The following is a 24,645-nucleotide window of genomic DNA, read 5'->3' as shown; positions in this document are numbered from 1 at the left end:
CGTAGTTATTTAAAGCTCTTTACCAGGATAGAATTATGTACCAATAGTTTTAGTGATCTGCTTTCAACGTCGTGCGCAGATTTAGCTATGAATTTAAAATACCTGAATGCCTTTGGCTCAGAGAGATTTATATCCTGATCGTCCGACGCTCTTTGCAGCACAAAATTACCTACGCTTTCCCAATGGCTAATATCTGAACTTATTTGCAATTTTATGTCTTTCACGGCTCTGGAAATCGTTTGTCTCTGTGTAAATCGGAATCCATACATTTTAAAGGATTGGCCCATATCTATTGATATATGATATGAGGATGTAGCCGTGCAACCACTCCTGCAGGAATGATAATAGACGCTCTTATCTCCATCAAGAATATCTGCTGCTCGCCTGGTATCACCTTCACCTCCTTGATCTTCCTGGGTGCTGAAGTCTATTGCAGTCCAGGTACTTTTTCGAATAAGTTAGGTTCAGAGGTAGTTTGTAACTTTTGGGATATGATACCTCAACATTTTACCATAAGAACTGTTCAAAATCAGTTCGTCAGGTTCAATACCACTTATGTCAAGCTCATTACGGTCTTGTAATTTTGGTTCAAGGTTCTGTGACACCTCTCATTGGTATGCCTAGAAACCACCGACGTACGATAAGGAGATTGCTTCACACTACCCGCAAGCCTACGCTCAGGGTTCGCAATTACCGCCTGTGATGTTCTGTCATCCAGCCCAAACGAGCTTAACTTACTGTACGATCAAAGGCAGCAGATCCATTAAAAGGACTGACCAACTCACCGCAATTCGGTAAGCTTCCGTTCCTCTTCTAATGTTTTAAGCAGCGACTTTACCATACGCCCTGCTTCGGCTTCTTCCCTCCTGTTCAGTTCATTATGGGCGGTTTTTCGCTCATCCAAGGTGACCAGTACCACCAAAATGATGTGGCTCACGATGGGTAGGAACGTGCCTAATGTAAACCATAACCAAAAGGAACGTCCATAGCTATAAGCAAAATAACCCACCACGGCCGGAATAGAAAGATAAAATGCAAGGCCGACAAGAAAGAAATCCAATAGCATAGCGTGGTATTATGTTGTACAAAAACAGTACAGGATCAACTGTCGGTTTACTAACGTACATTAGTACCTAATGGGTTTTAAAATCCCTCTTTTTTTCTGACAGCACGATGACAATTGGCACACTTTATGTTTTCGTTTAACCTGATAACTCCTTTAAAAATGACACGACACAATCAACTAATTTATATTCTCTTCCCAACTTATGTATATAAGGATTTAGAAGCGTATCTATTTTAGTTATATCTTGCAAACTAAGTGACTTTTAGATATGTTTTTAAAAGGGATAAATTAAAACTAAACGCCATTCATGTCCGGAACTCGAAGGGTTTGGAAACTGCTCGTTATCAGCATTGTCCTTGTACCCATTCTCTCTTTTGGGGTATTCGTTGTATTATTGAAATACAAGCAGGACGCCATAGTACAGGAGTTCATTTCTACGGTCAATAAAGACTTCAAAGGACGCCTTACCATTTTAGGAAGTCATATCTCTCCGTTTGCCAATTTTCCTTATATCTCTATCGACCTGGAAAATGTACGGGTCTACGCCACTAAAAAGGACTCGGATGAACCCCTTCTGGACATAGAGAACGTATACCTGGGCTTTGACTTCTGGACGTTGGTAAGTGGTGAAATAGAGATCAAAGCACTGAAACTTACGGAAGGTTACGTCAAACTCATCCAGCATGCGGACGGGTCTTTTAACATCAGCAATGCATTGTCCAGTGAAAAGGAAATGAATGCAGAGGAGGTAAAAGATGAATTTCACCTGGACCTGAATGGTATCCACCTCACGCATATCGACATAATGAAGCTGAATGAAGCAAACGATGTTTTGATCGATGCGTTTATTGACGATGCCCAGTCTGATTTTGAGACCAGTCCCGATCATTTCAATATAACCCTGGACAGTCGTTTTTTACTGAATGTGATCATTCAGGGCGATACGTCCTTTGTACATCACAAGAACGTCAAACTACATACCCGGCTCGACTATACGAATAGCACAGGTATATTAGCCATTGAACCATCGGAAGTGGTCCTGGAAAACGCTCTTTTTTTAATGGACGGCACCATAGATGTCGACGATGAAATGAACCTGGACCTGAATTTTACGGGTAACAAACCTAATTTTGACCTTTTCATGGCCCTGGCCCCGGAAGAATTGGCCCCTGTTATGGCCCGGTATGATAACGGCGGCAAGATCTATTTTAAAGCATCTGTTAAAGGCAGATCGCTGAACGGCAATAACCCGTTGATCGTCGCGGATTTTGGTTGTGATGAGGCTTTTTTCAATAATACCCTTTCAGATCGAAAACTGGACGAACTCTATTTTAAAGGACACTTCACCAATGGAGCATTGCGTAACCCCACCACTATGGAGTTTTCGCTCATGGACTTTTCGGCCAAACCGGACGCAGGTATATTCAAAGGAAACCTTAGTGTCAAAAATTTTGACGCTCCGGAAATTAATATGGAAGTCGTTTCGGCCTTTGACCTGGACTTTCTCAGCAAATTTTTCAACATTGAGGGGCTGGAGGAGTTAAAGGGTGATGTAGCGTTGACCATGAATTTTCATGACATCGTAGATTTGAGCAACCCGGAAAAAAGCATCGAAAAACTCAATGAGTCCTACTTCACTGAATTAGAAGTAAAAAACCTCAGCTTCACAACACCTGCATACCACCTGCCTGTACATCAAATAGATATTAAAGCCACCATGGACGGACATGAGGCTTCTATTGATGAGCTATATGTTAAAGTGGGGGATTCTGACGTCACCATCCAGGCAACAGTGAGTGACCTGCCGGCCATCCTTCACCATACGTCGATCCCTGTTACCGCTAACATGTCTATCACGTCCGATCTGATCGACCTGGATCAGTTAACGTATAAGAACGATAGTGTCGATAGCGGGATGAATGAACAGATCAGGGACCTCAGCATGAAGCTTAAATTCAATAGCTCGGCAAAAGACTTTACCGAGTCTCCTACACTGCCGGTGGGAGAATTTTTTATTGAAGACCTCTATGCAAAGCTGTCCAACTATCCTCATACGCTTCATGACTTCCATGCTGACGTACTTATTGACGATCAGGATTTTCGTATCATCGATTTCACGGGCATGATCGATCAAAGTGATTTTCATTTTACCGGAAAGCTCAAGCAATACGACCTCTGGTTTGCAGAACAACCTAAGGGAGATACGAGGATTGAATTTGACCTGACGTCAGAATTGCTACAACTGGAAGACCTCTTTTCCTATGGCGGAGAAAACTATGTACCTGAAGATTACAGGCATGAGGAGTTTCAACAGCTCAAAACACACGGTTTTGCTGACTTGCATTTCAGCAAAACCTTGAAGTCATCAGATCTTTACATTGATCTGCTACAGGCCAAAATGAAAGTACACGATATGCCTTTCGAAAAATTCAACGGTCGTATACATTTGGAAGATGACTACTTAACGGTAGAAAACTTTGGTGGCAAACTGGGGCGAAGTGAGTTTAAAACTAATCTTACTTACTATCTGGGCAGCGACAGCATCCCCAAAAAAGAAAATGCCTTTACCTTTAAAGCCCCACACCTGGACTTTGACCAGCTTTTCAGTTATAACCCGCCTGCTGCTAATGATACTTTAATTACTACTCCGGTAGATCATGAAAAAGGATTCAATGTATTTGACCTGCCTTTCACAAATATGCGATTTGATTTCGCTATTGACCATATCAATTACCACCGCTACTTGCTGGACAATTTTGTCATGAGAGGCCGCATACAAGAGGACCACTATGCCTATGTAGACACCTTTTCATTGGCTACGGCGGGCGGAGAAGTGAACCTAAAAGGCTACTTCAACGGATCAGACCCGGATAATATCTATTTCAACCCGGAAATGAATGTGAAAAACATAGACCTGGAAAAGCTATTGTTCAAATTCGAAAATTTCGGTCAGGACCATCTTGTTTCTGAAAACCTGAAGGGTAATCTTAACGCCACCCTCACAGGAAAGGTACACGTACATGCCGATCTGGTTCCCAGCATTGATGACTCAGAACTCCATATGGAAATAGAAGTACTCAACGGTAGCCTGATGGACTATTCTGCCTTTAACGCCCTGGCAGACTACTTCAAAGATAAAAACCTACAGCATGTGGTATTTGATACACTTCGCAATGAGCTGGACCTGGACCAGGGCACACTTTACATTCCTAAAATGAATATTAACACCAGCCTGGGCTTTTTCGAAGTATCAGGAAAGCAAAATACTGACCTGAGCATGGAATATTACCTGCGTATACCCTGGAAAGTGGTCACCAAAGCAGCTTCACAAAAACTTTTTGGCAAAAAGGAAAATAATAACCCGGACGAAATTGATGAGATCGAATACCGGGACGAGACAAAACGTACCCGGTTCATTAACCTTAAAGTCTCAGGAACCCCCGAAGATTATAAGATCTCTTTGGGTAAAAAAAAGGCTGACGCTAAGTGATTTAAGATTGAAAAATCACATTAAAGGCTTAAAAATCAAAATTCCGCTAACTTGACGCTGTGTTTTGACACAGTGATTTTAACCAGATGTGGTAACATCTACTGAAAAATAAGCCCATGCCAAAGCCCCTCCTATTGTTTATCGTTGTGCTACTCCATGCATTATCCCATGCCCAGACAAGGGATAAAAACAGCCTGCAAATGCCCCGAAGACACTGATAGAAAGTGTCATTCCCAAAGGTACGGTAACAAAACACTCCATTACCAACATACTTATATACCAAACAAAACTATACCGGAATACTATTTATATGTACCGGCTCAATACGACGGAAAATCTGACGCAGCCCTCATGGTATTTCAGGATGGTTGGGTTTTCGCCGATAAAGACCACCCTTATGTAGATAAAAGGCATTATGCTCCCGATGTATTTGATGAACTGATCCATGCTAATAAAATGCCTGTGACGATCGCCATTTTTGCTGAGCCGGGCAATATTGATGAAGATTATCCTGAAAACCGTATGGAGAACTCTAAACGCAGTGAAGAATATGACGAACTGAGCGATCGTTATGTCAGTTTTTTGATCAACACACTGATACCGGAAGTTGCCAAATATTACCGGTTAACCGATGATCCCATGCAACGGGCTATCGGCGGGTTCTCTTCTGGTGGCAATTGTTCATTTACAGCCGCCTGGCAAAGACCGGATTATTTTCACCGCGTATTAAGTTTTGCCGGTGCTTACATTAACATTCGCGGTGGTCACATTTATCCTTACCTGGTACGTTCGTCTCCTAAAAAAGACCTCAAAGTATACTTGCAGGCCGGATCAAATGACATTGATATTATCTTCGGAAATGTATGGTTGGCCAACCAGCAAATGGCCGCTGCTTTTAAGTTTAAAGGTTATGACTACAAGTTTGTAAGAACGGAGGGTACTCATGGCCAGTTTATGGGAGAACATTTTAAAGGTGCCATTGAATGGCTATGGGATGACTCAGGCAAAGAGTCCTCCAATGAATGAACCTCGATGCTGAGTACAAAGCGCCTTGAGAATAAGGTTACCTGTAAAAGCTAATGCAAATTACTATATATTGTTCAAATCAAGCGTATGACCAGAATGATCGGTGACCTTCTTTGTTGTTACTACCAGAGCCAAGGAAATACATCCTATTATTTCTTCAAACTGCTTTTTGTAAAAATGTGATCAGGGATCACCGGGTTGATCTCAATTTTTGTCACCCTAAAATCGGTACCTTTACTCTCTTTTAGCATATCCTTATAGTTCACCTTCATAGGGTACCAGCGGCGGTCTATTTGCTGTACATCACTCATTACCATCCTCTTGAGTAGCTGCCCGCTTTTGGCAAACAACTCTTCTTTAAGCGGCACATAACGCTCCTGATCGATCCACATTTTCCGGCTTTGGTAGGTGGCATCATCCACTTTAGCGGTAAGCGTCAGCACCCATACCTTACGACCATCAACCTCTTCTTCGCCTGAAAGCACAGCATCATATAGGTCGATAAGGTTTCGGTCTTCCATCATATCTTCATAGGAAAGGTCAGAACCCATCAGTGATTGACGTAACATATGCCCGGACAGCTGTATCGTACGATCTGAAGAAGGAGAATAGATCCATAGATAGTTTTTCAATTTTAACATCTTGGTCCCTTTCTCTCTTTCAGGGGCCAGGTATTCTGTAAAATTATCATACTTTCCACGGGAATACCCGCGAGAGGAAATCGTACGGCTTTTACGTTTGCCATAAATCACCATCTCAGATTCCACGATCCTGGTATCCGAAGTCATATTAAATTCTACCTTTTCAATGATTTCTTTGGCCGTCGGAGGGTCTGCCCTGAAACCAAACCCTGTTAATGTCAGTAAGATGAATATTCTCATTTTCAGTCCTTTTTTATTTTATACCTCAAGCTCTTTAAACAAAGAAGCTGTAGATCGTTTGTAAATTCCAATACCGGATAACATGTTGCCGAATACCATGGCAAACAAGCCAGGTACAAAACCAATGTATAACAGGTCAGGTGTCATTTTAGCGCGCATGATAGAGGGTACCATCATGGTGCTTTCCTGCATCATATCTCCCACGTCTATGCCATATACCTGTAAGTAGTACGTGCCGGAAAGCCCGACTATCGTGCCTGCTACAGAACCTGTGAAACCAATGAATATTGCCTCGTAAATCAAAGTGCGATAAATGTGCCCCCTGGATTCTCCCAGGGCCAGGCGAATACCAAACTCCTGGTATCTTCGCAAACCACCCAATAATCCTGTATTCCACAAAACAACAGACATTGCAAACACAAAGATCCCGACAAATAAACCGGCAAAATAGTCGACATAATCCAGGTAACCTCCTAAGCTGTTTTGTTCTCTCAAGGCAAACATTTGGGGAGCATACTCATCCTTGTCATGCGCATACTTTTGATTAAATTCAGCCGCTATTGCCAGCGCTTTATCGTCGTCATAAACACCTCCTTCAAAAAAACCTAAGAGTTCACCAACAGCGTCATGCATATCCAGAAGTACCCGGGCATCGGAGATATCTATAATAATGGCCCCTTTGTCCATGGCAGCGATGCCAAATTTAATAGTGCCACTCACTACAAAGTTCTCAAAGGTCATACTTCCGTTCATGGTGGTACCCATGTAGGTGATCTCATCCCCCATTTGAATGTTCAGCTTATCAGCAAAATCGTTTCCTATCAAAGCCTCCCTTGGCTGAGAAGGTAATTTTCCTTTTACAATGGAATGAGAGATATTCAAACGTTCATCTTCTCCGCTGACACCGGAAAACAGGTCAAAAGCTAATCCGGCAGCCGGACCTTGTCCCTTAGAACCTTCCTTGCCGTCAGGCACATCGATCAATCCTCCAAATTTAATACGATCTGCCCATTGTACATCCGGGTAATCACTGGCCAATTGCTCTTTTATGGCCTCCACTCCCAATAAAGCCAGATCATTAGGCATCTGCACCTGATCTTCAGCATAAGAGCGCGACATAATTTTGACGTGCCCCGTATCAAAGCGAGCGGACTGGTCTATCATATCTCCCATTACCCCTCGCAGGTATCCACTCAATAAAATGGTAAGTGATACGCCAATGGTAATAATGATAATGGGGAGCACACTACGGTTCTTATCTCCGAGAATTCCTTTTATCAAAAACCTGATCATTGCATTTTTCCTTTAAGTGCGTCTACCGGATTCATTTTGGCTATCTTACGAGAGGGCAAAAAACTCACCACAGTAGCCGAGATTATCACCAGAGCAACAGTACTTAAAATGAGCCCTGCACTGTAAACCGGGAATATTCTCTCAGCCACCACAATCCCCATTTCCTGATTGGCTTCAGGCATACCCATCCCTGCTTTAGACATATAGATAAAAAATGGAATGCCGTAGACACATCCTACCACAGTGGCTAAAAAACTGTACATGGTCCCTTCTACTGTAAAAAGCCACACCACACGCATACGGGTCATCCCCAGCGCTATGTAGGTCCCTATTTCCTTTTGCCTTCTGAAAATAGACAGCACCTGCGTATCAAAAATGGCCAATAAAGCAATAGTCAACAGCAGGCCGTACATAATAGAACTGCTCTTTTGCTTCATGGCTATCATCCTGGTGAGATCGGATAACAGGTCCTCCCGGGATGAATAATTCCATCCATCTGCTACCTTGTTTATTTTCCCGTCGGTTATGATAGAATAGGTAGTGTGGTCCTTTAACCCTGTCATTTCCCAAAGCTTGTCTATGCTCATCCATACCTGTCCCTGGTCCACGGCAGAGACATTGCAGTCAAAAACACCTTCTACAGTAACACTCGATGCGTCATAAGTGCCCTTATCATCCCGCCACCGTATCAATACCTCATCCCCTTTTTTTAACCTGGCTGATTTAGCCATTCGCTTGCCTATGATCACGGGAATGTCAGCATCACTTTCCGTTAATAAATGAGTGGGCAACTTCAAGGCAGTTTGACCGGCATCAATTCCTTTTATCATCACAGACAACATTCTCCCTTCCGGGTATATAGTGCCTTGCCTCAATAAAACAGGCACCAACCCCTTACGATCTTTCTCCGGAAGTACTCCGTGCCCATCCATAACCGTAAAAGGGTCAAAAGGGTCGTATTGGTTAAAGCTGATTTGCCCCTGCCCTATTTCCCAGTCTATGGTATCTCTGCGCGCCTGGTCATTCCACCCGTCCAGTATGCCATTGTAAAATATGATCAGCACAAAGGCAAATGACAATATGCCGACGTTCAGCCATGTTCGCAAACCCGCCCCTATCAAATTTTTATAGGCTAAAATGAATGCAAGCTTCATGACAGAGAAAATTTAGCTTCTACCTGTTGTTCTTTTTTAACCTTACCGTCTTCCAAAGAAATGATACGGTCCAGGTAACCCATCACTTTTTCATCGTGCGTGGAAAATATGAAAGTGGTTTTCAACTCGTGGCTTAACCTTTTCATGGTCTGTATTATGGTGTGTGCATTGGCAGCGTCCAGGTTTGCCGTAGGCTCATCGGCCAACACAATCTCAGGGCGCTTCACCATGGCCCTGGCAATAGCTACCCGCTGACCTTCTCCTCCTGATAATTTTGCAGGTTTTTTGTCAGCTATATCTTGCAGTCCCACCCATTCCAACGATTCCATTACCATTTTCTTTCTTTCGGCAGCACTCCAATTTTGTAACAAGAGAGAAAACTCAACATTCTCAAAAACAGTGTAAACAGGCAGTAGATTGTACACCTGGAACACAAAGCCTAAATGCATATTTCTCAATAATGCGGATTGTTTATGGGTAAGTTTAGAAATGTCCTTCCCCATAACGATGGCCTGACCTTCCGTAGGAGTATCTAGGGACCCCATAATATTCAGCAAAGTAGTCTTACCGGAACCGCTTGGCCCGATCAATCCCGAAAATTCACCTGTTTCAAATTCCAGGTTGATTTTATGCAGTGCTGTAAATTCTCCACCTCCAACAGGAAACCGTTTGGTAACGTCTTTGATGGAAATGATACTTTCAGTAGTCATAATAATTTATGGTTAATGATTAAAAACCAGCATCACCCGTAGTCCTGGACCGGTAAATGAGTTTACAAAATCGCTCCCCTCATTGCCTAAATCCAAAGTGGTCGTTGGTGTGTAGTACACCATAAAAAAGCCCGTGACCCTTCTAAAATCATGCTGATAATTTAGGAAAAAGGAAGCCGTTTCAGCCTCCCAACTGTAAGTGGTAAACATGTTTAGGTTGTCGAAAAAACCGATAGGATAAGATATGTTCAATGCAGTGGTATTGTAGTTTGCAGCAAAACCAATCCCGGTTTGATCATAGCCGATCATCAGATGTTCTGCCACTACATTCAACCCGCTTCCCACACCAAAGGTGTAGTCCATGCCTAATGTGGCCAATACCTGATGCGTAAATAAACCGATGTTCTTTTGTTTTTTGATGTAGGCCCCTTCAAACCAAAGACCAACTCCTAGGTCCCATTTTCCATCCAGACCAATTCTATTTTCAGGAACCTGTTCAAACCCGGGGTTATCGGTAATTTCAGTGGCATCTGCGGTACGGTGATGATAAGATAAAGCCAGCTCACCTTTAGGGATGGGGTATTGAAACCTCCCTCCAAATTCCGGGGCATTTTTGTGCGATCCGGCCAGGTCAAAACCTCGGGGATCTTGATTGCCGTACAAAGCCCAGAACCAAACATTTGCATTGTTTAGAAAATAATATTTCACTAAAACAGCATTCACCCCATCTGTAATGGCCAACGGGTCACGGGGATCAATTTCATTAAACCACTGAAGTGGCCGCAATACCATGGCAGAACCAAAATCTATTTTTTGCAGGCCCAGCCTTACTTCATATTGTTTGCCGGAAAAACGGGTCCATATTCTATAGGCCCGGACATCCCCTTCTATTGAAGCAGAATCACTTGTATAAAAATAAGCCGAGCCATACATATTCGCTGAAGCTTCAAAATACCAGCTATACGCGCTATCCGGTTTCCAATCATAATTTAATTCCGGCAGGTACCTGCCATTCAGCAAGCCACGTATGGTGTTGTCCGGGCTGTAGTTGGCTACACCGGACAATTGTCCATCAAAGTTAAAAGTACGCTGTGCATCGAGCGAAAGGGAACCAAACAGTATCACCATAAGAAATACGTGTTTCACTTTTTTTGATTTTCCGGAGACATTATGCCATAAAAGAAAAAATTGGTCATTTCCATTATAGCCTCTTGAATATTCGAATGAAGCGCAATATAGACGGGGTCGAATAGCTTTTCCTGGATAAGGTTGAGGAGATAAAAGATAGAATCCATTTTGAGGTCTTTATGTATCCAACCTTGTTTTTGCGCTTCTATAAAATCTTTGCGTAGCTCTTTGGTGGTTTTCTCCTGATAATCGGCCAGCAACTTTTGTAACGATGCATCATCACTTTTGTAAACTTCTGTAATAAACTCCCGGCTTACATCCTGGGTACCTTCATGTTTGAGTAATAAGATCTTCTTTACTTTTTCAGGAAAAGAGATTTCCTCAGCCATGAGGTTTTTATAATCTTCAAATCCCTTGGTATAGATCGCACTAAGCAGTTCATATATCAGTTCATTTTTATTCTTAAACATGCGGTAAAAGGTCATTTTACTGATCCCCGCCTCTTTGCATATTTCTTCTACAGAGACCTTACGCATTCCATATTTCCAAAACAGCGTTTTGGAAGCTGCCATGAGGGTTTGATAACTTTTTCTATGACCAAATTCACTCATATATAGTAAAGTATATATTGTTGAACTCTAAATATGTTACGATAGTTCCATTAATATACGATTTTCGTAACTTATTTATTTTTTAGTAACACAAAGAAATGACTCCTTAATTGCAGGTAAGAGTTAGTACCCAATTTTCCCGATAGCTTTTGCCTGACGTAAGATTAAATCCAATGGATAAACTTTAATCCACTTGTTGTTATATTTATTGTTGTCAAGGGATTAGATACCTGGAAGACATTAAGAATGACATGATTTTAACAATCAACAAATAAGATCATCGACGGTATCGTACTCTTAAGCCAATGAAAAGTTATCTTCTATGTAATAATAGGATTAACGTAGACTATTTATCGTATCCCATCCAAAAAAGTAATTTCATGACCAGACCCTACTGTATTTTAATAACTTGTTTACTTATCTGTTTAGCAAGTTTTAACATCTATGGACAACGTTACTCTGAACAGATCTTTGAAGAGGTAAATAAGGAAACTGTTCGTTATCTTAATGCTCCGGATAAGGATCTTCAAATAGATATTTATCAGCCTGCCAATGATAAAAAAGAAAGCAGGCCCGTTATTTTATACGTCCATGGAGGGGGCTTTGCCGGTGGTAGCAGAGATGAGCCCGCCATTATCGAATTTTGTGAAAATATGGCCAGAAGAGGTATAGTGACCGTAAGTATGTCGTATACTTTGACAATGAAAGGAAAATCATTTGGCTGTGGTCAGGCTGCGGCCAATAAGCTGGCTACTTTTAAGCATGTGGCACTTGAAATTGCTGAGGCCACCCGCTACATCATTGAAAGTAAGAAGAGGTTAAGCATTGACCCTGGCGCCATTGTACTTGCCGGAAGTAGTGCCGGTGCTGAAGCGGTACTGCATGCCGCCTATTGGAAAGAAACACAGACTCCATTACCCAAAAGCTTTACCTATGGAGGTGTCATTAGTATGGCGGGAGCTATTTATGATATCAATCTCATTTCTGCTGAATCGGCTATACCCACACAACTCTTTCACGGTACATGCGACAACCTCGTTCCGTATGGCACTGCACCGCATCATTATTGTAACGAAGATGCTCCTGGTTATCTTGTGCTTCATGGAGCGGCCAGCATTGCTGACCGATTGGAGAAATTAAAAAAGGGATATTATTTAATGACCGGTTGTAATGACGGCCATGGATGGGCAGGCAGGCCGTTTAAAAAACACAGGGATGAAATCGCTGAATTTATCTGGCTGGATGTACTTCAGTCCAAATTTCGTCAGGTGCATAAAGTAATCGAAACGAACAAGGATTGTACGATCACAAGCACTCCTGAGGCTTGCTCAAATTGACCTGATGATACGAAAAGGTATTTCTTCCTGATTAGGACTTCTCTGAAAATTCATTTTGATCTCCCGAGTAAGAGCAGCGCGGGAAGAGCCTGGAGCATAGAGTGTGACAGATGCAGGAAGCCAGTCAATGAGGTAAAAGCCGGTAGACTAATGAAAGACTTGGTTATAGACTTCTAAAGAATACATTTTCACCTCTTCAAACTACCTTTTTTGCAAATGTGGTCTGGGATCGCTGGGTTGATCTTAATTTTTGTTACTTTAAAATTTGTACCCTTATCTTCTTTTAGGACATCCCTATCAGTCCCTTCCATGAGATACCTTTCATCGGCTCATTCTCTATCAAAACTTAACATATAAGAACGACTATTCATCAAAAACCCGATAAATAGCAGTACATTCCCACTTTACATACCCAATCGATCCGTTAACTATGCAAATATCAACATTGATCACTATTGGATCGGTTTTGGCCGGCCTATGGCTTATTCTCTTCATATTCCCAGTCAATTTATGGATAATGGCCGTTTTCTCCGGAGTTCGGGTAAACTTGATAGATCTTGTGTTCATGCGATTCAGAAAAGTGCCTCCCGGCCTCATTGTAAGGTCTCTGATCTTAGCAATAAAGGCAGGCATTGAAGACGTCAACTCAGGACTTCTTGAAACACATTACCTGGCACATGGCAATGTTCAGAATGTTATAAAAGCGCTGATCGTAGCCGCTAAGGCCAACCTGCCTATGTCATTTAAGCAAGCAACAGCGATTGACCTGGCAGGTAGAAATGTATTAGAGGCCGTTCAAATATCCGTAACACCTTATATGATCGTAGTACCGGCCATTACCGGGGTTTCGCTGGATGGAATACAACTCATTGCAGAAGCACGGGTTACGGTGAGAACAAATATTGCACAACTTGTAGGTGGAGCCGGAGAAGAGACGATAAAGGCCAGAGTAGGTCAGGGAATAATTTCGCGAATTGGCACAGCCACAAACTACCTGAGTGTGTTGGAAAAGCCCGAAGAGATATCTAAGCATGTATTAGAAAAAGGACTGGATGCAAGCACCGCTTTTGAAATATTATCTATTGATATAGCAGATATAAATATTGGAGAAAACATAGGTGCAATCCTTCAAATTGACCAGGCAGTGGCAGACCTGAAAATAGCCAATGCAAAAGCTGAAGAGCGCCGGGCTATGGCAGTAGCTCTGGAGCAAGAAATGCTGGCAAAAATTCAAAATGCCCAAGCACAGGTGATTATCGCCGAATCAGAAATACCTAAGGCTATGGCAGAAGCATTCCAAAAGGGTCAATTGATAAGAAGGAGATAAGATGACACTTTGTTATTTACTTCCTGATAAAAGAATAGAATATTGAACAATTATTATTGGCAAGGAGATTACGATTGTAGCAGTTTTTTCTGCTGGCAACACCATTAGAATGTAATCAGTTTGTCTCAGGGCCGTAGGATTACCACATCTTTCCTACCCAATGAATACAAAAGATTTTCAACAGCAATGAAATGATTGAGTTCAATTATTCTATACTCATGTGCAAAATAAAAAGGGATTATTCCGAAAATCGGAATAATCCCTTTTCTAAACATATCTCTGATCCTACTCTAAACGGAAATACAGGAACAAGTCAGGTTTTACCTGATCCCTTTCCGATTAATCAGATCATCGAATCCTTATTCTTTCATCAGTCGGACAACGGCAATACCATCTTCCACTGTTTCAACCAATACGAAGTACATTCCCGCATTCAGACCCATTTTAGCAACATCCAACTGAATACCTGAAGGACCGGCCTGCATTTCATTCTCAAATACGATGTTTCCTAACATATCCGTTATGCGCACCAACGTAGCATCCTCTTTGAACCGGATACCGGTAATGGTTACCAAACCATCGGTTGGGTTAGGATAGGCCACTAGCTTTCCGAATTTTTCTTCTGATAGTCCATTCGTATCGGACGCGGCACTCGCATCAGCTTTTCTTGCATTAGATACCCCGTCCAGCACTTCAAAAGTGACCGTTTTAGCAATACCCGGTATACCTCTGCCTCCAGCTAACTGATATGGAGTAACTGTAAGTGTATTGGTACCAGGGGTCACATCTCCAAAGTTTTTGAAGCCTCTGCCACCATCTCCGGCAGCTGCATAAGGCGCGCTATTTTCCCTTTGCACAAGACGTCCGTCTAGTTCAAAATAGACACTTCCCACATACTCGGTACTTACTATAGCTTCAATAGTAAATTTGGGTAGAACAGAGCGGTCTATCACCGTGCCATCAACCACCTCTCCTACTATCTCATTGGTAGTGACATTGATCAACCTGAGTTCTGTGATGGTGGCCAGGTTCATAAGATTGAATGTAACACTTACAGGCACACCAGCTATGCCGTTTCCGTTTCTTGACGTATAGGCTGTAGCTGTCAGTGTATTCACTCCTGGCTGTACTTCCCTGAAATTACGGAAATTACCTCCCGGTGAACCTCCTGCGGAATAAGGGGCCCTGTTCTCCGTTTGAACTTTTTCTCCATCCAGCTCAAATATTACACTGCCAATGTTGGTGCTATTGAAATCAGCAGAAATGTCAAAAGTAGGAAGAACAGCTACATCAATGGAATCCGTATCATTTAATTGCCTTACAATAACGTCTTCCTTATCATCTATCAAATTGAAAGCAATAGCCTGAGTAGTATTGATGACTTCAAATGTGACTGTTCTGGAAATACCTTGTGTCCCTCCACCATTTTTCTTGGTAAATGGTGTGGCGGTGATCGTATTTATACCTTCTACTATATCCACCGGTTTGAAGTTGCCACCGCTTTCTCCTGCCGCTGCATATGGGAAGAAGTTTTCCGTTCTGCTCTTTCCATTTACTTCAAATAGCACACTACCTACCATATCTCTGTTTACATCCGCTACTACGCTGATCTGTGATACTGTAGCCAGATCTATCACTGTGCCATCGGTCAAAACAGATAAGAAATCATCCGTAACTGCATCGATCAGATCAAAACCTGTTACTCCAAGATCATCGGATACCGTCACATTGAAGGAAGTAGTAGCACTATTACCGGCTCCATCGGTAGATACGTACGTTTCCGTAGTAGTACCCAGCGGGAACAAACTACCTGATCCCAATCCGGCTGTAAGTGTGGCAGGTAACTCGGTAAGTCCCCTGTCAGTTCCATGGATGTTCATTACCCACTGATTGGCAAAACCAAAAGATGTCAGATCGGCAGGATCAGGCGCTCCACAAACCGAAGCTGCCAGGAAGCTTGGACCTGTAGCAGGACCTGTATTAGAGGCGGGAGCAATACCGCTTACAGCGCCATTAAAGGCGGGTGTAAACAACTCCAATACCAGGACAGAACCTGCAGGCACATACGTACCTACCGGTATATTCACCAACTCAAATGAGGTGTTAGATGGTATAGTCAATTCAGTACTGGACAACAACTGCATATTGGCAAAGGATAGGTCTCCGTTTAACGTGTAGAGATTAACAAACCCCGGCGAAACACCATCGCTTCCTGCAATTCCGATATCAACGCTATTGACAAGCAGGTCACCCACTACTTCAAAATCATTCTGCAGATCAAATACACGCAGATAACTATTGTCTCCTGATGGGCATCTTACAGGTCCACCGCTTAATTCCTGGTTGGTAGATTGTGTAATCAGGTTTCCGAAACCACAGTTATCTATACCAACAGGTAGTTCATAATCCACTACAGTTTCCGTCACTCCCTGATCTACTGCAATGATGATCTCTCCGGAATTGGCCAATGTTGGCGCTTCATTATCAAGTACGGTAACTTTTTGAATACAAGTCTTCACAAAACCATTGGGGCCACCTTCTTGCAATGTCCAGGTAATGGAAGTCGTTCCTACAGGAAACACGCCACTGGGGTTTCCTTCACCATTCACACTGTTTAAAACAATGGTATTTTCCGTGGCATTCAATATGGAAGGCGGGGTAACGGTCACGTTAGCTTCACAGGTACCGGGAGTATTGTTTACCGTAATGTCCTCCGCACAAGCAATTGCGGGCAGTCCTGATGCATCAAGTATATTGACGTTATCAAAACCTATTCCTTCATTTTGTAGTACTCCAAACTGAAGTGTACCGACAACTACCCTTATAATAACAGATGACTCACCACCTATACCTTCCAATGGGTGTGTAGCGGTGACCCAATCGCCGGGCGCTGTGCCGGTACCGCTGTTTCCGGACCAGGCATCCCCGTCACTGCCAAAAAAGGCCAACGGGTTAGTAGGGTTGATGGTAAAGTTAGTACGATCTACATTGGATTGATACCAGTTGTCAGGATCACCGTTCCTACCTATGGTTTGCCAGGTTTCACCCAGGTCAGTGGAAGCCTGTACGATGGCGCCGTTGAACGGAAACCCTGAGAGAAAACCAAATTCCCACCATACGTCTAATTGTATTACCGGGTCGGGAACGTCTGTCAGGTCAAACACCGGGCTAAGGACGAAAGAGCCCTCACTAAGGTTATGACTCCCTGTTAGATTTGTTACAAATGCCTGCTCACCTTCAGATGCCCTGTTAATAACAGCTGCTGCCGGTGTACCTAACTGCCATGAGGAGTTAAGCCCACCAATGGACCAGCCTCCGGCACCTTCTTCAAAACCTTCCTGATATGGAAAAGTAGCTACAAGGGGGAAGTTGGTGATAGAGCGTGTAGCCACGTTATTACTGGTGTTTTCATCACCGGTAGCAGAAACAGTAGCCGTCAAAGAAAACGTGCTACCGACAGTGGAAAGATCGACCGGTGTGCTGAACGTGAACTCCGTAGTGGTGCCACTACTGATGGTACCACCAAATGATTCCGTTACCGCTGTTCCACCGTCCAACTGATAAGAGATGTCAAATCCAGAAGCATCAAGCAAACCATTATTGCGGATAGTCACTGTTACGATTTCCGCTGAGCCAAGTCCGCCACCGGTGGTCGGTGAATCAATGGAAGCCAGCTGCAAATCAGTATCAGGAAAAACAATGGAAACGTTGTCAAAGGCTAACCCTTCATCATTCGATGCGCCGTCAGCTCCAAAGGCCACTCTCAGCATAACATCAGGGTTACCTCCCAGTCCGTTGAGCTGGTGCACCGCACGTACGTAACCTTCACTACTACCGTTCCACGCATCACCGTTAGCACCGGTAAAGTCCAACGCACCGGTCGAACCCCCGGACGATACATTGATATTTCCATTATACCAGTTATCCGGATCTCCCAGTACACCTACATTTACCCAGCTATCTCCTCCATCTACAGAATATTGCAAAGAAGCTCCATCAAAGACTGCCTCTGTATTGTAAAATATATCAAAAGAAAAAATTGGGTCTATGTCAAACGCACTGAAATCAAAACAAGGGGCCAGTACGAACGAGTTCTCGTTGTCAAAGTAGTTCCCATCCAAGTTGGTTGCCCATGCCTGACTGCCTTCAGAGGCGCCATTAATAATAGTGTTGGCGGGGGTTCCCAATTCCCAGCTCGTAAAACCGAAAGTACCATCAGTAATCCAGCCACCTGCAGTAGTCTCAAAGCTTTCCTGGTAAGGGAAACTGTTTACCATCAGCAAGTTGGTGACAGAGATAGTCACTACAGCTTCAGGAGCAACAGGAATTGCTCCTGCAAAAGCACTTATTTCATAGGTATTGCCGTCAATGGAAAGATCTGCCGTAGTCACAAATTCAATTTTAGTTTCTGTATTTGCCGGAAGGTCAATAGTAAAAGTTTCCGTGACTACCGCACCACCATCAATTTGGTAGGATACATCAAAACTGGTCAGGTCGTCAGAACCAAAATTCCCTACCGTTACCCCGATGGTTTCCGCAGCACCCAGAGTAGGGCTGTTCATAACATTGACCTCAGTTACACGCAGATCGAACGGGACAGTAGTTCTATTGCCTGCTAAGGTCCATCCTATGTCCTGGAACAAACCTCTTGTGATCGCCCCCACATCCTGGATAACTTCCGCTGTTCCTATTTGCGGACTCATTAATGAATTAGGGTCACCAGCAGGGAAAGTGGCTTCATCCCAGTGTGAATACGTTGATCCGCCATTAAATGTCGTAGGTGCGAATATTTTACCGCGCACGCCGCCATTTGCGGCTAAAACGCTTGGTGAATTAATAAACAGGTCATCGCTGATGATAGCCGCCTGCTGTGCAGGAGTACCGAAACCCAGGTCAAGAATTGGAGTCCCATCGCCTAATTCCACGAAAATATCATAAAGTCTAACTACGGATCCGCCGGATAAGCCTACACCTGCTTCTCTTCCTGTTCCTGAGAAACCCAGTCCGTGACCTATTTCATGAAGCGCTACAGACACAAAATCCGTAAGCCCATCTACAGGTACACCGTCAGTAGCAAAATTAAACGGTAAGTTACCAATGGTGATGCTCATATCAGCAAGGCCCGGCGCCAGGTCAAAACCTGCCACCGCATCAGCCAGTGAACTCACATAGTTAGTACCTGCCACACCATTCGGAATGTTGGTAAAATTGATTGATCCGGCTGAAGCCAATACTCCTGGCTCAAGTGTACCGAATCTTGCGTCAATACGTATGGGTACATCCGACACCAGTTCCGTCTCCCAGATGTCAGCAGCAAACCGCATAGCTACTGCTGCCTGTGGAAATTCATCAAAACCTTCAATGAAGTTGATTTCAATCCGCGCCGTACGTAACGTTTCGAAATAAGCCTGTTGTGCTGCCGTCATAACACCGCCATTGGCGCCTACTTCAGCGAAAAAAGCATCTTTGGGTGGAATGACCAACCCCACGTTAACCCCTGAAACGTAGCAAGTATCATACGTCATGGGTAATTGCTTCCAAACAGGTTCTAAAACATTTGGAGATTTCTGAGCAAATGTACTCAATGAGGTAAACATCGTTAGTGCGAAAGCGGCTGTCCAAAGCATCAAATATCTGCCACGAACACCACGTCGAAAACGATGGTTAATCGATTTGTAAAATTTCACAATAAGTTTGATTTAGGTTAAAATAATAAACCTCCGAATCTAACCAAAAGAAGACGTTAACACAAAAAAAATCAGACCAGAAAATGGTTTTTCTGATTGACGGTTTAACCCGTATGATCAGCGTGCTTGATAAATTTCCGGTCATGGTATTAAAACATGTAAGTGGTGATTTCGTTGGAAACAATAAAGAAGGCTGATATTGCCTTTCCGGAAAAATTGGGTATCCTTGGCAGAAGATGTTTAATTCAAAATTTTGGTTTTTGTTTCATGGCTTTTTTTTATGTTTTGCAGGCATAATAATGGCACAAAAGACTGACAGCACCGTTCTGTTTTCGCAACAAAAAACAGCTTGCTATGGCTATTGCCCTACCTACGAGTTAAAAGTATTTAAAGATGGCCGGGTGGAGTTACACGGAGAGGCGAATGTCGACCTTATCGGCTTATATACGTCCAGGTTAAATGAATTGGAGTTGACATATTTCAGACAGGAGTTTGAGAAAATAGGTTTTTTCGAGTTAAAGGACCGGTACGATAAAGATGTTTCTGATCTCAGCACCACCTATATCTATTTTAATAATGGTTCGCAGAGCAAAAAGATAATGGATTATTATGGGGCGCCTGCTACGCTCAAGCGTCTGGAGAAAGAGTTGGAAGGGTTATTGAAAAAACTTGAGTGGAAAGCAGTGAAAGACCAATAATCTAAAAAGTGCGTCAAACGGACTCGGGTGAAGCTTTACTCATTCAATAATACTGAATCAATTTTCCGTGACCATATTTACGGCCGTATATTCCTTAGGGCCTATGCCATAGATCTTTTTGAAGGATTTGCTAAAGTATTGTACATCCTGGAATCCAACTTCATAGGCAACTTCTGCTACTTTCACCTCTTTGGACGATAGCAATTGTGCCGCTCTTTTCATACGAAAATCTCTTATAAAACCGGCAGGTGACAATCCCGTCCAGTTCTTTAGCTTTCGAAAAAGCTGGACACGGCTCAGACCTACCTCCCTGGCCAGGTACTCTACCGTAAGGTTGGGCTCACCAAGATTATTTTCCACCACTTCAACAATACGTTTAAGTAGTTTTTCATCGTAACTATTAAAAGTGATCTCTCCGATATCAGGCAGGTAAGAATTAGATTGATACTTTTTTCTAAGCAGATTCCTGTTATTTATAATATTTTTAACCCTGGCTTCGACCTCTTTCATAATAAAGGGTTTTGCAATGTAATCATCGGCCCCGATATCAAGCCCTTCCAGGCGGTCCACATGTGAGGACTTTGCTGTCAGGAGAAGGACAGGAATGTGGCAAAGATGCTCATCTTTTTTTATGGTTTCACATAATGTTATCCCATCCATCTCAGGCATCATTATATCACTTATGATCAATGACGGGTTCTGCTTTCGGGCCTTGTTTAACCCTTCCGCTCCATCAGCAGCGCTGATCATTCTATATCGTTTCTTAAGATTGTTGGTAAGGTAGGTGCGTAGCTCGCGGTTGTCTTCTACTACCAGCAAAGTTTCATCCGTCTTAACTCCATCTTCTTCCGGGTTTTCATATTTAGGGAGAGTAAGTAGTTCGTATTCCAGTGGCAGTGGTTTTTCAAAATCCCCTGCGTGTTCTGATATAAGTTCTTTTTCGGACCTTTCAAAAGGTATGGCAAGATAGAAAGTAGTTCCCTTTCCCACTTCACTTCTGGCTTCAATGGTACCTTCTAACAGCTCCACAATGGATTTGGTAAGTGATAATCCTATCCCTACGCCCGTACCGTCGTTGCTTTGCTTATAAAAACGTTCAAAGATCCTATTCAAATGTTCCTGAGACATACCGCAACCCGTATCGGTAACTTCCAAACGTACCTTATCATGGGTAGTACCTTTTTCGGCTTTAAAGGACAAACTGATGTGGCCTCCTGCCTCAGTAAATTTGAAACTATTAGACAATAAATTAAAAAACACTTTTTCCAGCTTATCTGTATCCAATAGGTAAGCATAGGGTACCCGGTCATGGTTATAACTCAATTTGATCTTCTTTTTATCAGCCATTACCTTGAATGAATCGACTACCTTTCCCAACACCGCATCCAACCTGACGGGTGAAAGTTTCAGCTTGGCATGGCCTGTTTCTAATTCCCTGATCTCAAGTATCTGATCAATCAAATGTTGCAGGCGCTTCGCATTAAAATGCATTATTTTCAAGCGCTTCTTCAGCCACTTACCTGGCTTTCCACTATCCATAATCTCCTCCAAAGGGCTGGTAATCAAAGTTAAAGGGGTCCTAAATTCATGTGAAACATCCGTAAAGTATAGCAGCTTTAGTTTATGGACTTCCTTCCATTTTTCTTTTTCAAATTGTTCTACTCTCAGATCATGCTTAAGGCGAATACCCTTGAGTGCATTGTATCGGATCAGTAATATACCCGTAACAAAAAGAAGACCGTACAGAACAAAAGCCCACCAGGTTTTCCAGGGCGGAGGTAGTACGGAGATACGTATGGCACTTGGTGTTTCGTTCCAAATCCCATCATTGTTTGACCCTTTTACCTTCAGCACATAGTCCCCTTCGGGAAGATTGGTGAATGTTATTGATCTTTTGTTGCCCACGTAGCTCCATTCCTGGTCAAAACCTTCCAAAAAATAAGCGTAGTGGTTGTTTTCCGGGCGTAAGAAGCTTAATGCGGCAAACTCAAAAGTAACCACATTCTGGCTGTGGTTTAACGTAATATGCCTGGTTTGCTGAATGTTTTTGTCTAATATCCGGTGTTTGTCCCCGGGCAATACTTCTTTGTTGGATATCTTAAAATGAGTAAATACCACCGGAGGCACAAAGGTGTTATTTACTAACTCAGACGGCTCGAAACGCACATACCCGTTACTTCCTCCTACCACAAATTCACCGGAAGACGTTTTATAAAATGCTCCCTCATTCATTTCTTCCAAGGGAAATCCGGAGCTGTACGTGTAACCTTTAAAGGTGGTATCAGCTGCATTCAATAATGCCAATCCATTGGAAGCAAATACCCATAACTGACCACTACTATCTTCAAGCACTCCCAAAATAATGTCATTAGGCAATCCGTTTTTTGAGTAGAAATGCTCAAGCTCGAAAGTCTCAGGGTCCAGACGGACAAGCCCCTGGCCCTGGGTAGATACCCAAACCATACCGGCCTTGTCTATATAAACATGGTTAGCTTCAGTAAGAGGCTCCTGGTCCTGCTCCTTAAATTGAATAAATTCACCCGTCTCCGGGGAAAGCCTGATCACTCCTGCCCCTCTGGAGGCCAACCATAATTGACCACTTCCATCTATGTGTATATCTTTTACCGGATTGGATTTCAATACCTCACGTACTATCCCGGATCCTGCATAATCAACGTATTTTTCACTTTTCGTATCAAAACAATGTAATCCACCAAAACGATCGGTTCCAAGCCATAGTAAACCTGGATCACCAGGTACAATAACATTCACGATTGCCTTCTGTAAGTCGACGTAATCCCCATCCATTGTAAGAGGATACTTTTTCACTTTTCCATTCTTCAAACCTATCCTGTTAAGGCCACCTTTGAATACACCTACCCATACGGATTGCGAACTGTCAGTATAGAGGGATTTAATAATATTGCCACTTAGAGCGTTTCGACTACCCGGAGCGGTATCAAACACTTGATGGTTCCTGTTATGCTTGTCATAAATATTTAAGCCCCCTCGCTCAGTCCCTATCATCAGGTTACCTTGAGCATCTTCTGAAAAAGCCCCTACAACATTATAACTTAGTGAACCGTCTTCTCCCGGTTTATGATAAAAATGATGGAATCGCTGATTGTCAAAATCAAAGATATTGACCCCACCAAAATAGGTACCTAACCACATCGTACCTTTATCGTCTTTGATAATCGACCGGATGGATCCATGAGAAAGACCGGTAGCATCTCCTTCTTTGTATTTTATCCGACGAAGTCGTTTATGCTGGTCAATGAATATATCGAGACCATCAAAAGTGCCTACCCATAGATTGTTATGATCATCTGTTGCTATGGACCTGATGTTATTATGTGAAATCTGTTTTTCGATATAGCTACTTTCTGAATGAAAGTGATCTATCATATTTAACTGATTATCAACTATATATAATCCGTCTCCATAAGTAGCAATCCAAATACAATCTTGCTGAACTACAATATCCTGTACCCTTGCTTTTGGCAGACTTTCCGTTGGTTGGGTCGCATTTATTTGTCGGGTGATGGGGTCAATGGCGTATATACCGTTACGCGACGTACCTACCCAGATAAGCCTTCTCTTTTTCCTGACACCTTCTGATAATGCATAAACCGGGCGTTTCAGTAACACATTTTCATCTCCACTTCCGGCATATGACGGACTAAAAAGCTTTGTATCCGTTTCAAACAAAAACAGTCCTGACCTGCCCCCTATCCAAAGGTCACCATTACTGTCAATTAATAATTTTTGAAAGTCATTGCTCACATAATCTTCTCCGGACAAATGGTAGTTTTCAAATGACGAGGTGGCATTGGTAAATTTGCTTAGCCCATGGTCTGTGACCATCCAAAGATTACCTTCTTTATCTTCATTGATATCATAAATAATGTTACCTGCAATGGAATTATCATTATCTATAGTATTTTTAAATACCTCAAAAGAATACCCATCATAACGGTTGAGTCCGTCACGGGTGCCAAACCACATAAAGCCTCGTTGATCCTGCCAAGAGCAAAGTACGGTGGCCTGAGAAAGCCCGTCTTTTATAGATAAATGATCAAAGTAGAGGTTTCGTTCTACTAAGGAAATCTGTGCCAAAGCTTGAAATCCGAAGAATAAAAAGAAAAATGCTACAGCCAGGAAACGCATGATTACTAATTATTTAGGGCAATCTAATTTACTCAAAAAATACCGCAAGACTAAAACGCATCAAAAG

Annotated in this window: 15 protein-coding genes; 5 read left to right on the top strand and 10 right to left on the bottom strand. The window is 42.8% G+C overall.

Features of this window, described 5'->3' with window-relative positions:
* Window positions 1-5 precede the first annotated feature (5 nt).
* Together FNH22_RS24725 and FNH22_RS24720 are read right to left on the bottom strand one after the other, a co-directional pair.
* Window positions 6-431: a discoidin domain-containing protein gene (locus FNH22_RS24725; protein ID WP_255518153.1), complete on the bottom strand. Its 426-nt coding sequence runs from the start codon at window positions 429-431 to the stop codon at window positions 6-8.
* A 350-nt stretch (window positions 432-781) separates the two neighbouring features.
* Window positions 782-1,066 carry a hypothetical protein gene (locus FNH22_RS24720; protein ID WP_143401186.1) on the bottom strand — a complete coding sequence of 95 codons (285 nt, stop codon included), beginning with the start codon at window positions 1,064-1,066 and terminating at the stop codon, window positions 782-784.
* A gap of 307 nt (window positions 1,067-1,373) precedes the next feature.
* Here FNH22_RS24720 and FNH22_RS24715 point away from each other — a divergent pair, with 307 nt between their 5' ends.
* Window positions 1,374-4,556, top strand: coding sequence for an AsmA-like C-terminal region-containing protein (locus FNH22_RS24715; protein ID WP_143401185.1), 3,183 nt, complete (start codon window positions 1,374-1,376; stop codon window positions 4,554-4,556).
* Between the two features lie 168 nt (window positions 4,557-4,724).
* Window positions 4,725-5,582 carry an esterase family protein gene (locus FNH22_RS24710; RefSeq protein ID WP_185154390.1) on the top strand — a complete coding sequence of 286 codons (858 nt, stop codon included), beginning with the start codon at window positions 4,725-4,727 and terminating at the stop codon, window positions 5,580-5,582.
* Between the two features lie 149 nt (window positions 5,583-5,731).
* On the opposite strand, the gene FNH22_RS24705 is transcribed toward FNH22_RS24710, so the two are convergent.
* The 6 genes from FNH22_RS24705 to FNH22_RS24680 are packed head-to-tail and all read right to left on the bottom strand — an operon-like array spanning window position 5,732 to window position 11,359.
* The gene (locus tag FNH22_RS24705; protein WP_143401183.1) at window positions 5,732-6,463 is read right to left on the bottom strand and encodes an outer membrane lipoprotein-sorting protein; all 732 of its coding nucleotides are present in this window, start codon (window positions 6,461-6,463) and stop codon (window positions 5,732-5,734) included.
* A gap of 18 nt (window positions 6,464-6,481) precedes the next feature.
* Window positions 6,482-7,756 (bottom strand): ABC transporter permease, encoded by a 1,275-nt coding sequence (locus FNH22_RS24700; RefSeq protein ID WP_143401182.1) that lies wholly within the window; start codon window positions 7,754-7,756, stop codon window positions 6,482-6,484.
* Entirely contained in the window at window positions 7,753-8,910 is a 1,158-nt protein-coding gene (locus FNH22_RS24695) for an ABC transporter permease (protein WP_143401181.1), read from the bottom strand. The genes FNH22_RS24700 and FNH22_RS24695 overlap by 4 nt, the downstream gene beginning before the upstream one ends.
* Window positions 8,907-9,620, bottom strand: a complete 714-nt coding sequence (locus FNH22_RS24690) for an ABC transporter ATP-binding protein (protein ID WP_143401180.1) — start codon at window positions 9,618-9,620, stop codon at window positions 8,907-8,909. The genes FNH22_RS24695 and FNH22_RS24690 overlap by 4 nt, the downstream gene beginning before the upstream one ends.
* Before the next feature lie 12 nt (window positions 9,621-9,632).
* The gene (locus FNH22_RS24685; protein ID WP_255518152.1) at window positions 9,633-10,766 is read right to left on the bottom strand and encodes a hypothetical protein; all 1,134 of its coding nucleotides are present in this window, start codon (window positions 10,764-10,766) and stop codon (window positions 9,633-9,635) included.
* Window positions 10,763-11,359: a TetR/AcrR family transcriptional regulator gene (locus tag FNH22_RS24680; RefSeq protein ID WP_143401179.1), complete on the bottom strand. Its 597-nt coding sequence runs from the start codon at window positions 11,357-11,359 to the stop codon at window positions 10,763-10,765. Before FNH22_RS24680 ends, FNH22_RS24685 begins: the two co-directional genes overlap by 4 nt.
* 380 nt (window positions 11,360-11,739) lie before the next feature.
* Between FNH22_RS24680 and FNH22_RS24675 the strand changes: the two genes are divergently transcribed.
* Both FNH22_RS24675 and floA read left to right on the top strand, forming a co-directional pair.
* Window positions 11,740-12,696, top strand: coding sequence for an alpha/beta hydrolase (locus FNH22_RS24675; protein WP_185154389.1), 957 nt, complete (start codon window positions 11,740-11,742; stop codon window positions 12,694-12,696).
* A 430-nt stretch (window positions 12,697-13,126) separates the two neighbouring features.
* On the top strand, window positions 13,127-14,023 hold the full coding sequence (floA, locus tag FNH22_RS24670; protein ID WP_143401177.1) for a flotillin-like protein FloA: 897 nt from the start codon (window positions 13,127-13,129) through the stop codon (window positions 14,021-14,023).
* 359 nt (window positions 14,024-14,382) lie between these two features.
* Here the strand turns inward: floA and FNH22_RS24665 are convergent, their stop codons facing one another.
* Window positions 14,383-19,710 (bottom strand): HYR domain-containing protein, encoded by a 5,328-nt coding sequence (locus FNH22_RS24665; RefSeq protein ID WP_143401176.1) that lies wholly within the window; start codon window positions 19,708-19,710, stop codon window positions 14,383-14,385.
* A 299-nt stretch (window positions 19,711-20,009) separates the two neighbouring features.
* Here FNH22_RS24665 and FNH22_RS24660 point away from each other — a divergent pair, with 299 nt between their 5' ends.
* On the top strand, window positions 20,010-20,408 hold the full coding sequence (locus tag FNH22_RS24660; RefSeq protein ID WP_143401175.1) for a DUF6438 domain-containing protein: 399 nt from the start codon (window positions 20,010-20,012) through the stop codon (window positions 20,406-20,408).
* Window positions 20,409-20,465: 57 nt separating this feature from the next.
* On the opposite strand, the gene FNH22_RS24655 is transcribed toward FNH22_RS24660, so the two are convergent.
* Window positions 20,466-24,578, bottom strand: coding sequence for a hybrid sensor histidine kinase/response regulator transcription factor (locus tag FNH22_RS24655; RefSeq protein WP_143401174.1), 4,113 nt, complete (start codon window positions 24,576-24,578; stop codon window positions 20,466-20,468).
* Window positions 24,579-24,645: the final 67 nt, after the last annotated feature.

It is taken from the genome of Fulvivirga sp. M361, assembly GCF_007097395.1.
Classification (GTDB): Bacteria; Bacteroidota; Bacteroidia; order Cytophagales; family Cyclobacteriaceae; genus Fulvivirga.
Note: the sequence above shows the minus strand (reverse complement) of the source record. Positions and strands in the feature narration are given on the sequence as shown.

Bases quoted from the DNA above. Each gene is read 5' to 3' on its own strand.
- FNH22_RS24690 (WP_143401180.1), bottom strand. From the start codon at position 9,620: ATGACTACTGAAAGTATCATTTCCATCAAAGACGTTACCAAACGGTTT.
- FNH22_RS24655 (WP_143401174.1), bottom strand. From the start codon at position 24,578: ATGCGTTTCCTGGCTGTAGCATTTTTCTTTTTATTCTTCGGATTTCAA.
- FNH22_RS24695 (WP_143401181.1), bottom strand. From the start codon at position 8,910: ATGAAGCTTGCATTCATTTTAGCCTATAAAAATTTGATAGGGGCGGGT.
- FNH22_RS24700 (WP_143401182.1), bottom strand. From the start codon at position 7,756: ATGATCAGGTTTTTGATAAAAGGAATTCTCGGAGATAAGAACCGTAGT.
- FNH22_RS24675 (WP_185154389.1), top strand. From the start codon at position 11,740: ATGACCAGACCCTACTGTATTTTAATAACTTGTTTACTTATCTGTTTA.
- floA (WP_143401177.1), top strand. From the start codon at position 13,127: ATGCAAATATCAACATTGATCACTATTGGATCGGTTTTGGCCGGCCTA.
- FNH22_RS24710 (WP_185154390.1), top strand. From the start codon at position 4,725: ATGCCCAGACAAGGGATAAAAACAGCCTGCAAATGCCCCGAAGACACT.
- FNH22_RS24720 (WP_143401186.1), bottom strand. From the start codon at position 1,066: ATGCTATTGGATTTCTTTCTTGTCGGCCTTGCATTTTATCTTTCTATT.
- FNH22_RS24705 (WP_143401183.1), bottom strand. From the start codon at position 6,463: ATGAGAATATTCATCTTACTGACATTAACAGGGTTTGGTTTCAGGGCA.
- FNH22_RS24680 (WP_143401179.1), bottom strand. From the start codon at position 11,359: ATGAGTGAATTTGGTCATAGAAAAAGTTATCAAACCCTCATGGCAGCT.
- FNH22_RS24715 (WP_143401185.1), top strand. From the start codon at position 1,374: ATGTCCGGAACTCGAAGGGTTTGGAAACTGCTCGTTATCAGCATTGTC.
- FNH22_RS24660 (WP_143401175.1), top strand. From the start codon at position 20,010: ATGGCACAAAAGACTGACAGCACCGTTCTGTTTTCGCAACAAAAAACA.